This window comes from Hyphomicrobium sp., assembly GCF_051860585.1.
Taxonomy (GTDB): Bacteria; Pseudomonadota; Alphaproteobacteria; order Rhizobiales; family Hyphomicrobiaceae; genus Hyphomicrobium_C.
Window position 1 is genome coordinate 61,331 of the sequence record NZ_JBHYDS010000015.1, and the last position, 10,494, is coordinate 71,824.

General features: G+C 65.5%; 9 protein-coding genes. 8 read left to right on the plus strand and 1 reads right to left on the minus strand.

The window, feature by feature from the left end; genetic code table 11:
* Nucleotides 1–13 precede the first annotated feature (13 nt).
* Genes thiC through ACTIFK_RS18105 form a run of 3 tightly spaced genes read left to right on the plus strand, consistent with a single transcriptional unit; the run spans nucleotide 14 to nucleotide 2,703 of the window.
* Nucleotides 14–2,020, plus strand: coding sequence for a phosphomethylpyrimidine synthase ThiC (gene thiC, locus ACTIFK_RS18095; protein ID WP_439544414.1), 2,007 nt, complete (start codon nucleotides 14–16; stop codon nucleotides 2,018–2,020).
* A gap of 9 nt (nucleotides 2,021–2,029) precedes the next feature.
* On the plus strand, nucleotides 2,030–2,542 hold the full coding sequence (locus ACTIFK_RS18100) for a zeta toxin family protein (protein WP_439544415.1): 513 nt from the start codon (nucleotides 2,030–2,032) through the stop codon (nucleotides 2,540–2,542).
* Nucleotides 2,542–2,703 (plus strand): hypothetical protein, encoded by a 162-nt coding sequence (locus tag ACTIFK_RS18105; RefSeq protein WP_439544416.1) that lies wholly within the window; start codon nucleotides 2,542–2,544, stop codon nucleotides 2,701–2,703. The genes ACTIFK_RS18100 and ACTIFK_RS18105 overlap by 1 nt, the downstream gene beginning before the upstream one ends.
* A 34-nt stretch (nucleotides 2,704–2,737) precedes the next feature.
* On the opposite strand, the gene gltX is transcribed toward ACTIFK_RS18105, so the two are convergent.
* Nucleotides 2,738–4,108, minus strand: coding sequence for a glutamate--tRNA ligase (gene gltX / locus ACTIFK_RS18110; RefSeq protein ID WP_439544417.1), 1,371 nt, complete (start codon nucleotides 4,106–4,108; stop codon nucleotides 2,738–2,740).
* A gap of 208 nt (nucleotides 4,109–4,316) precedes the next feature.
* Here gltX and ACTIFK_RS18115 point away from each other — a divergent pair, with 208 nt between their 5' ends.
* The 5 genes from ACTIFK_RS18115 (at nucleotide 4,317) to ACTIFK_RS18135 (ending at nucleotide 10,361) form a co-directional block, all read left to right on the plus strand.
* The gene (locus ACTIFK_RS18115; protein WP_439544418.1) at nucleotides 4,317–5,432 is read left to right on the plus strand and encodes a polysaccharide pyruvyl transferase family protein; all 1,116 of its coding nucleotides are present in this window, start codon (nucleotides 4,317–4,319) and stop codon (nucleotides 5,430–5,432) included.
* Nucleotides 5,433–5,453: 21 nt separating this feature from the next.
* Nucleotides 5,454–6,482, plus strand: coding sequence for a class I SAM-dependent methyltransferase (locus ACTIFK_RS18120; RefSeq protein WP_439544419.1), 1,029 nt, complete (start codon nucleotides 5,454–5,456; stop codon nucleotides 6,480–6,482).
* A 142-nt stretch (nucleotides 6,483–6,624) separates the two neighbouring features.
* A complete protein-coding gene (locus ACTIFK_RS18125; RefSeq protein WP_439544420.1) occupies nucleotides 6,625–7,647 on the plus strand; it encodes a hypothetical protein in 1,023 nt (340 codons plus the stop codon).
* A gap of 241 nt (nucleotides 7,648–7,888) precedes the next feature.
* Nucleotides 7,889–9,907, plus strand: coding sequence for an acetyl-CoA carboxylase biotin carboxylase subunit (locus tag ACTIFK_RS18130; protein WP_439544421.1), 2,019 nt, complete (start codon nucleotides 7,889–7,891; stop codon nucleotides 9,905–9,907).
* Nucleotides 9,908–10,073: 166 nt separating this feature from the next.
* A complete protein-coding gene (locus ACTIFK_RS18135) occupies nucleotides 10,074–10,361 on the plus strand; it encodes an acylphosphatase (protein WP_439544422.1) in 288 nt (95 codons plus the stop codon).
* The last annotated feature ends 133 nt before the right edge of the window (nucleotides 10,362–10,494 follow it).

A 10,494-nucleotide genomic window follows, 5' to 3' on the forward strand; every position in this document is an offset into this window, starting at 1 on the left:
TCCGGAGATTGCCATGAACAAGCCGACACGCGCGGCCGATCTGACGCCGTTGCAAGTGACGACCGGCGCGCTGCCGGGTTCGCGCAAGGTTTTTGTCTCGCCCGATGGCGCGCCGGACCTGCGGGTGCCGCTGCGGGAGGTCGTGCTTTCGGCCGAGAGCGGCGAGCCGCCGCTGCGTATCTACGATCCCTCGGGCCCCTACACGGATGCCAGCGTGGCGATCGATGTCAATGCGGGGCTGGCGCGCGCCCGCGAGGCGTGGGTGCTCGAGCGCGGCGGCGTTGTGCGCTACGACGGGCGCGCGGTGAAGCCGGAGGACAACGGCGGCGTGACGGGGCGTCATGCGGCGCGTGAGTTTCCGATCGTGCATCGACCTCTCCGTAGCATTTCCCCCTCACCCCAACCCTCTCCCCAGGGGGAGAGGGAGCAGAAGCCTACTGTTCCCCTCTCCCCTCTGGGAGAGGGACAGGGTGAGGGGGCGCGACATGTGCCACCCCTTACTCAGCTCGAGTACGCGCGGGCGGGGATCATCACGAAGGAGATGATCTACGTCGCGCATCGCGAAAATCTGGGGCGGACGGAGGCGCTCGCGCGCGCCAACGCGGCCATTGCGGACGGCGACAGCTTCGGCGCGGCGATCCCGGCGCACATTACTCCCGAATTTGTGCGCGACGAGATCGCGCGCGGCCGCGCCATCATCCCGGCCAACATCAACCACCCCGAACTCGAGCCGATGATCATCGGCCGCAACTTCCTGGTGAAGATCAACGCCAATATCGGCAACTCGGCTGTCACCTCGTCCGTGGAAGAGGAGGTCGAGAAGATGGTGTGGGCCATCCGCTGGGGCGCGGATACGGTCATGGATCTCTCGACGGGCCGCAACATCCACACCACACGCGAATGGATCATCCGCAACGCGCCGGTGCCGATCGGCACGGTGCCGATCTATCAGGCGCTCGAGAAGTGCGGCGGCGATCCGGTGAAGCTCACCTGGGAGCTGTATCGCGACACGCTGATCGAGCAATGCGAGCAGGGCGTCGACTATTTCACGATCCATGCGGGTGTGCGGCTGCGCTACGTGCCGCTGACCGCGAGCCGCGTCACGGGCATCGTCTCGCGCGGCGGCTCGATCATGGCCAAGTGGTGCCTGGCGCACCACAAGGAGAGCTTCCTCTACGAGCGTTTCGACGAGATCTGCGACATCATGCGGGTCTATGACGTGTCGTTCTCGCTCGGGGACGGGCTCAGGCCGGGCTCGATTGCGGACGCCAACGATCGGGCGCAGTTCGCGGAGCTGGAGACGCTGGGCGAGCTGACCCAAGTGGCGTGGGCGAAGGGCTGCCAAGTGATGATCGAGGGGCCCGGGCATGTGCCGATGCACAAGATCAAGATCAACATGGAAAAGCAGCTCCGCGAGTGCGGGGAAGCGCCGTTCTATACGCTGGGGCCGCTGACGACGGACATCGCGCCCGGTTACGATCACATCACGAGCGGAATCGGGGCGGCGATGATCGGCTGGTTCGGGACGTCGATGCTCTGCTACGTGACGCCGAAGGAGCATCTCGGGCTGCCGAACCGCGACGACGTGAAGACCGGCGTGATCACCTACAGAATTGCGGCGCATGCGGCGGATCTCGCCAAGGGTCATCCGGCGGCGCAGCTGCGTGACGATGCGCTGTCGCGGGCGCGGTTCGAGTTCCGCTGGCAAGACCAGTTCAACCTGTCGCTCGATCCCGATACGGCGCAGAGCTTCCACGACGAGACGCTGCCGAAGGAGGCGCACAAGGTGGCGCACTTCTGCTCCATGTGCGGCCCGAAGTTCTGCTCGATGGAGATCACGCGCGAGGTACGCGATTACGCGGCGCGGCTGAACGAGGCGGCGGTGGAGCTGGCCGAGGAGACGACAGTGGTGGATCCGGCATCAGACGCCGAAGCCGGAATGCGCGAGATGAGCGAAAAGTTTGCGGCGTTGGGCTCGCAAGTTTACGTTGATGCGAACGCGGTGTCAGAGAAAAACTAGGCACGATCGATGAAGGAGATCATCATCATTGCCGGTCCGAATGGCGCCGGCAAGACGAGCTTTGCCAATGCGTATTTTCCGTTTGCCAGAGAAGGGCTGCTGTTTGTCAACGCGGACGAGATCGCCCGCGACATCACCGGAGGCGATGCGGTCAACCGTGACCTTCGGGCTGGGAGAGAAATGCTTGGGCGCATTGAGCTACTTGCCCGTGAGGGCACGGAGTTCATGTTTGAAACTACTCTTGCGTCACTCACCTATGCTCAGAAAATTCCCCGGTGGCAGCAAGCGGGCTATCATGTTTCATTGATTTATCTGCGGCTGCCAACCGTTGATGCGTCCATCGAACGTGTTGCCAGACGGGTTAGGCTCGGTGGGCACGGAATACCCGAGGCGGTCATTCGTCAAAGGTTTGCGAAAAGCCTGCTTTATCTTGACCAGATTTATAAGCCTTTGGTCGATGACTGGTCGGTGTGGGATAGCTTAGAGGCTAGGTTTCAAGTCTCGGAACTGCGGGACGACTGATGGGCAAGAAGGCAAACTTAAAAGACATTGAGGCTGCGCTCAAGCGTGCGGCGGAAACTGCTAAGACCGGTGCGAGAGACGCACGCTCCGGCAAGTTCCTTGTTGCCTCGCGTCTGGCGTCGTCTTCTCAGCGCCCGGATAAACATTCAGCAAAAAAATAGCGTTGAGCCCGAGTCAGCGGTTCGCGAGAAGGGCTTACCCCCGCTGACCGCGCAGGCGGGCTTCGGCGCGGGTGCGGCCCATGAGGGGAAGCAGGGCCTTCAACTCGGGGCCGGCGTCGCGGCCGGTGAGGGCGAGGCGCAGCGGGTGGAAGAGCGCGCGGCCCTTGGCGCCGGTTTCCTTGCCGACGGCGGTGGTGAGCGCGGACCACGTCGTCGCGTCCCAGGGTTCGGCCGGGAGCAAATCCGCCGCCTTCGATGTGAGCGCCGCGTTCTCGATCACGGGATCGATCTCGCCCGCGATGACTGTCCACCAGTCGCGCGCGTCGGTGAGATACGTGAGGTTGCCGCGGATGGCGTCCCAAACGGGCTGGCCGCCGCTCACGCCCAGCTTCGCAAGTTTCTCCGCGACGGCGTCGTAGGGGAGCTTGTGCAGCAGCTTGGCATTGAGGGACGCCAGCTCGTGGACATCGAAGCGGCCGGGCGCGGTCGAGATCTTGTCGAAGTCGAAGAGGGCGGCCAGTTCGTCGAGATCGGCGTGCGGCTCGATGGCGTCGGAGGTGCCGACGAGGGCGGCGTGGCTCAGGATGGCCATCGGCTCCAAGCCATCGGCGCGGAACGTCTCGATGGACAAGGTGCCGAGGCGCTTCGAGAGGGCCTGGCCGTCGGCGCCGATCAGCAGGCTGTGGTGGCCAAAGCGCGGCGGTACCGCGCCAAGCGCTTCAAAAATCGCGATCTGGACGCCCGAGTTCGTGACGTGGTCTTCGCCGCGCACGATGTGCGTGATGGCGAAGTCGATGTCGTCGACGACGCTCGTGAAGGTATAGAGTGGCGTGCCGTCCTCGCGGATCAGAACGGGATCGGAGAGCGAGCCGAGGTCGACGGTCTGGTCGCCGCGGATTTGGTCGTTCCATGAAACAATCGTGGGGAGTGGCGTCAGGCCGGTCTCGGCGCTGGTGTTGGGAAGGCGGAAGCGCCAGTGCGCCTTACGGCCTTCGGCCGCGAGGTTCGCTTTTTCTTCGGCGGTGAGCTTGAGGCCGGCGCGGTCGTAGATCGGCGGCAGGCCGCGTCCGAGCTGGCGTTTGCGTTTGCGGTCCAGTTCCTCTTCCGACTCGAAGCAGGGATAGAGCCGCCCGGCCGCCTTGAGGGCTTCGGCCACCTCGGCGTAGCGCGCCATGCGGTCGGACTGGCGCTCCTCCCGCTGCCAGGCGAAGCCCAGCCAGCGGAGGTCGGTGCGGATGCCTTCGGCGAATTCGTCGGTGGAGCGCTCCCGGTCGGTGTCGTCCAGGCGCAGGATGAAGTCGCCGCCCGATTTGCGGGCGAGCAGGTAGTTGAGCACGGCTGTCCGGATATTGCCGATGTGAAGCCTGCCCGTGGGGCTCGGCGCGAAGCGGACGGTGGTTTTCATGGTGCCGGCGGTGTTGGGGCGGCGAGGCGCCGCTAGGGGTGGGCCGGGCCGGTTGCTCTAGGTTCGGCGCCACCCTAATGGGCGTCAGGCAGAACTCAAGGCCGGAAAACCGGGCAGCGGGTGGCCGGTCTGCAACGGGGCTCGCCTCGGCGCGCCACACCCGGTACACAGGGGCGTATCAAATCAGGGACCACGCTCGGAATTGCTTGTGACCGGACCTCACCACGCCGTTTTCGGCCTCACCACACCCAATCTCGGCGACGATCTGCAGGCGCTCACAGTGGCCATGCATTCGCCTCTCGTGTCGACGCTGATCCACCGCGAGGCGATCGGGAGCCGGCAGACGGATGCGAAGCACCTGCTAGTCATGAACTACTGGTTCATGTCGAAGGGGTTCCGGTCCGCGCCGCATGCGAGCGTCGATCCGCTGTTCCACGGGTTCTGCGTCGGGCGCGACGAACTGCTCAATTATCGCTGGCCGGACTATCTCAAGGCGCATGCGCCGATCGGCTGCCGCGACGAGCGGTCGGTGGCGCTGCTGACGGAACGCGGGATCGACGCGTTCTGGTCCGGGTGCATCACTCTCTTTCTGGGCCGCAAGGTGGTACCGGTGCCGGCGAGCGAGCGGCGCGGGGTGCTGTTCGTCGATGTGGCGCCTGAAGCAGAAGCACTCATTCCCGAAGCCTTGCGAGCGCGGGCCGAGCGGATCAGCAACACGGTGCCGGAGGCGATCCGCCACGATCCGGTGGCGCGGTGGGCGCATATCGCGCGCATCTGCGACCGGCTGCGGACGGCGGAGATCGTCGTGACGCGCCGGCTGCATACGGCTTTGCCGGCGACCGGGTTCGGCACACCGGCGGTGCTCGTCGTGCACAACAAGCCGCAGGACGTGCGCCGGTTCTCGGGCTACGAGCGGTTCATTCCGTTGCTGATCCACGACGATGGACGGCCGGTGAAGACCATCGACTGGGACGCTGTCGGCGTGCCGGAGATCCCGGCCGAACTCGTGGGTCACTACGAGCGGATGCTGGCCAAGCTCGGCGCAGCGCTGGGGCCGCTGCCCGAGGAGCGGGCGTCGTCGATTTCCAAAGTGTGCCGCTTCAGGCTGCGCAACCCAGGCCTCGGGGCGGCGCCGGGCGAGGTCGAGATCGATCTCGGCGTGGCGAAGATCAAACGCGTGCCATCGGCGTGGTCCGATCAATTCATCGACCTCGAGATCGACGCGTTCGCGGGCTTCGAGCGGTTCGACGCTCCGGTGGCGGCGCGTGCGCCGGGGGCGTGGTCGTTCACGCCCATCGGGCGGCTTCGGGACTTCTCGGTCTGAACCGGGGCAGGGGACAATCGGATGGCACAGAAACTGACCAACACGGCGCCCAACCGGTATCCGGGCATCTTCCGCACCATGCGGGCGCGGCTCGCCGAGAGCCGGGGGCCGGATCTGGGCGGCGGCGATCTCAGAATTCTCTCTTTCGGCTGCTCGGCCGGGTTCGAGATGCTGAGCCTGCGGTCTTATTTTCCGGACGCGAGCCTGTTCGGGTGCGACCGCAGCGCCGATGCGCTGGACCGGGCCAAGCGCAACCTGCGCGAGGACGCGGGCATCGTCTTCTATTCGACGCCGGAGGCCATCGAGGCGTTCGGGCCGTACGACATGATCCTCGCCATGTCGGTGCTGTGCCAGTACCCGGCGAGCTCCAAGGTGGACCGGCTCGACACGTTGTTTCCCTTCTCGACCTTTGCCGGGCTCGCGGGGCAACTCGTCTCGTCGCTACGGCCGGGCGGGCTGATCTCGATCTTCAACGGCAATTATCTCGTGTCGGCGCTGCCCGAGGCTGGGTTACTCACGCCGGTGCGCTCGCCGCTCATCCACACCAACGGCTTCATCGACAAGTTCGCGCCCGACGGGTCGCGGCTGACGCAGAGCTTCCGCGACAAGGCGACGATCGCGCACAAGGCGGTCGCCGGCGGGATCACCGACGACGATCTGCGCGACTGCATCTACGAGAAGGGGACGTGGGGCGTTGCCATCGACGTCGACTTCCTGCCGAAGACGGTGGCGGGCGATGTCAACTTCGGCGATCCGCGGCTGGCGGGCGGCATCGCGGTCGAGGATGCGCTCCGCAAGGGCGTCGTGGCGTCGGGCCGCGTCGAGCGCGCCGGACAGGCGGCCGATGGCCGGACTGTCGTCGAATCCGAATGGCGCAAGACCAGGCTCGATGGCTCCGTAACCGGGTTCGGCACGTGGCAGACGGTGGCCTCGGCCGAGCGGGCCGGGCAACTTACCGATCGTCAGCGTGCGGCGCTTGCCGTGACGAACGAGAAGACCACCCGCAAGGACATCCTGATCGAGCGTCTGAAGAGCCGTTTGCCGTTCTGATCCGCCTCGATTTTTGGGGCAAAACTGCAACATGGGGATGCAGGCCGCTTCGGCGCGTTCAAAGCGGGGCGGGAATTAGCCGATTGGTAAGGATGCTCGCCTAGCTTCGGAGCCAGTGCAGTGCTCGGGGCGGGGAAGTCGTATGCGCGTGGTCAAGTCTGTTCCGGTTGAGGATTTCGAGTTCCGCGGCAGCATCAAGGATAGCGACGTCTCGCGGCTGGTCCGGGCTTTCGCCGAAGACCCGCACATTCACGAAGCCGAGGCCGAAACGCTCCTGCGCCTCAATAAGTCATGCCCCGTCCAAGGACCGTCGTGGTGCGGCTTCCTGGTCGACGCCATCGCCGACTACATTCTCAATCAGAGCGGCCACGAGGGCTACATCACCACCGAGAAGAGCCGGTGGCTGGTCGGCAAGCTGTCGAGCGACGGCTGGATCGCCAATCGCGCCGAACTCGATCTCATGGTTGCCATCCTCGGCCGCGCGCGGTGGTTTCCGCTCAGCCTCGCAACGTTCGTGCTCGATCAGGTGGCGGGCGCCGTCATCCACGGGTTCGGACCGCTGAGAGTGGGGCAAGGTCCGGCGCAGGCGCTGGGCTCGGTGCCGGGTTCGATCAGCGAGGGCGAGATCGCGCTCATCCGCACGATCCTCAACGCGTTCGGCGGCGACAGCTCCATTCCCGTGACGCAGCCGGAAGCCGAAATTCTCATATCCGTGAACCGGGCGGTCGCGTCGCGTTCCGCTGCGCCCGCGGCCTGGACCGATCTCTACGCCAAGGCGATCGCCAACATTCTCCTCTCCGAGCATGGCTACGCCGTGCCGCCGCGCGCCGTGGCGCTGCGTCCCTGGACGACGGGCGACACGCACGCTTCCGTCGACGCGCTGGTCGCGGAAAGTCTCGGCGGCCTGCGGGCCACGTATCACCGCGCCACCGCAGAGGGGCGCGCTCTGGCCAGGCTCGAACGCCAGCGGATCGAGATCGTCACCGGCGAAACGGTGGCGGGCATCGACGGCGAATGGCTGACCCTCCAGCTCTCCGAGAGCCAGCGCCCGTCGGCTGCCGACGCCGCCGTGGTGGACCATCTCCGCCGGGAATGCCTGATCGCGGATGCATGGGGTGACGAGCTCACGCCGGACAGCCGGGCTGTCGCAGCAACCGCCGCCTAGACGCCTCAAAAATCCGCCCGATGGCCCCCGTTTTTCGCCCCGGCACCGCGTCCGGGCGGGCGGCGAAGCCCGTTTTTAAGGCTACGGTCCGGAAATTGGCTTGGGCGGGGTCCGGTTCGGGTGGCCCATGCGCGATTGATCGCGGTTTACGCGCTCGCGGGGTTTAGTCTATTAAGCCGTATCAAATCGACCTCCCCGACATTCAGACCTCTTTCCAGATCAAACAGGGCGCCAAGGGATAATGTTCAAGAAGATCCTCATTGCCAATCGCGGCGAGATTGCCTGCCGCGTCATCAAGACCGCGCGCAAGATGGGTATCAAGACGGTGGCCGTCTATTCCGACGCCGATCGCGAGGCGCTGCACGTCGAGATGGCGGATGAAGCGGTGCACATCGGCCCGCCGCAGGCCGCCCAGTCCTACCTGCTGATCGACAAGATCGTCGAGGCCTGCAAGGCGACCGGGGCTGAAGCCGTGCATCCGGGCTACGGCTTCCTCTCGGAGCGCGAGGCCTTCCCGGTCGCGCTGGCGAAGGCGGGCATCGTGTTCATCGGCCCCAATCCGGGCGCGATTGCCGCCATGGGCGACAAGATTGAAAGCAAGAAGGCGGCGGCTGCCGCGAAGGTCTCGACCGTTCCCGGCTACATGGGCGAGATCGACGACGTTAAGCACGCCATTAAGATCGCCGAGGAAATCGGCTATCCCGTCATGATGAAGGCTTCGGCCGGCGGCGGCGGCAAGGGCATGCGCATCGCCTTCAACCGTAAAGAAGTGGAAGAAGGCTATCCGCTCGCAAAATCAGAGGCGAAGTCGTCGTTCGGCGACGATCGCATGTTCATCGAGAAGTTCATCGTTGATCCGCGCCACATCGAAATCCAGCTGATCGGCGACAAGCACGGAAACGTCATTTACCTCGGTGAGCGCGAGTGCTCGATCCAGCGCCGCAACCAGAAGGTCATCGAGGAAGCGCCATCGCCGCTGCTCGACGAGAAGACGCGCCGCGCCATGGGCGAGCAGGCCGTCGCGCTGGCCAAGGCCGTCGGATACGACTCGGCCGGTACGGTCGAGTTCGTGGCGGGGCAGGACAAGAGCTTCTTCTTCCTCGAGATGAACACGCGCCTGCAGGTGGAGCATCCGGTCACGGAGCTGGTGACGGGCGTCGATCTCGTCGAACTGATGATCCGGTCGGCGTATGGCGAAAAGCTGCCGATCAAGCAGTCTGACGTGAAGCTGACGGGCTGGGCGGTCGAAAGCCGCGTCTATGCCGAGGATCCGTTCCGCAACTTCCTGCCGTCCATCGGGCGCCTGGTGAAGTACCGCCCGCCCGAGGAGACCTTCAAGGACGGCATCACGGTGCGCAACGACACCGGTGTCTTCGAGGGCGGCGAGATCTCGATGTATTACGATCCGATGATCGCCAAGCTCGTGACGCACGGGCCGACGCGCATCGCCGCAATCGATGCCCAGGCCGATGCGCTGGACGCGTTTTATATCGACGGCATCCAGCACAACGTCCCCTTCGTCACGGCGCTGATGCAGCATCCGCGCTGGCGTGAGGCTCGGCTTTCGACGGGGTTCATCGCCGAGGAATATCCGGAAGGCTTCAGGGGCCGCACGCCCGAGGGAGAGGAACGGGCCGTGCTGGTGGCCGTCGCCGCAGCGATCGACCATCTCCACAACGCCCGCCGGCGCCTGATCAGCGACCAGATGGCCAATGGCGGCGTTCAATTCGCCAAGCGCCGCGTCGTCGAGATCGCCGGCGAGCGCCAGACGATCGAGGTCGGCGGCACGGACGGCAAGCTGCTGCACGTCAGCGCGATCGGGCCCGACGGGTCGATCCTGCAGTCGGTGACCGTGAGTTCGACCTGGATGGCCGGCGAACCGCTCTGGCAGGGCCAGGTCGGCGGCAAGACCGTCTCGGTTCAGGTGCGCCCGATCCTCAACGGCGCGACGCTCTCCTATCGCGGTATCCAGACGCCGGTTTACGTCTATACCGCGCGCGAGGCGGAGCTTGCGTCGCTGATGCCGGTGAAGGCTGCCGCCGACATGTCGAAGTTCCTGCTGTGCCCGATGCCGGGGCTGGTGAAAGCGATCCATACGAGCGAAGGGCAGGATGTGAAGGCGGGCGACGCGTTGGCCGTGGTCGAGGCCATGAAGATGGAAAACATCCTGCGCGCCGAACGCGACGGCACCGTCAAGAAGGTCAACGCGAAGCCCGGCGACAGCCTGGCGGTCGACGCCGTGATCCTCGAATTCGCATGAGCGTCCGGCGGAGGCACTCCGCCGGTTGCTTTCGACCCCGGGCTTCCGCGCCCTCGCTTGCGTCCGCGCGCTCGTTTGTGTCCGCGCGCGGTGCATCCCGTCGCAGGTTCAGGGCGGCGGGTGAGTGCTAGTCTCCGCTTCGACTCCAACCGAAGCAGGTAGCGCGATGACGACACCGACCCGAACCGCGCATGTCCGTATCCAAGGCCGCGTCCAAGGCGTGGGCTACCGCGTCTGGTCGCATCGCACCGCCGTCGAGCTCGGACTGAGCGGCTGGGTGCGGAACCTGCGCGACGGGTCCGTCGAGGCCGCCTTCCAAGGGCCGGTCGACGACGTCGCCAAGATGATCGCGCGCTGCGCAACAGGTCCGCGCGGCGCATTCGTCAGTCGCGTCGAGGAACTGGCCGACGACGACGGCCCGTTCACGGGCTTCGAGGTCCGAGAGACGGTCTAGCGATCCGCGCGACTGATCGTGTCCTTCAAGCTCCGCTCGCCTTACTTCGCTTCCGGCTTGCGTGGGTCCCCTGAGTTCACAAACGAAGTGCAACACCTTGTCGGCGAGGTGTTGCGATGGGAAAGCCCTACGT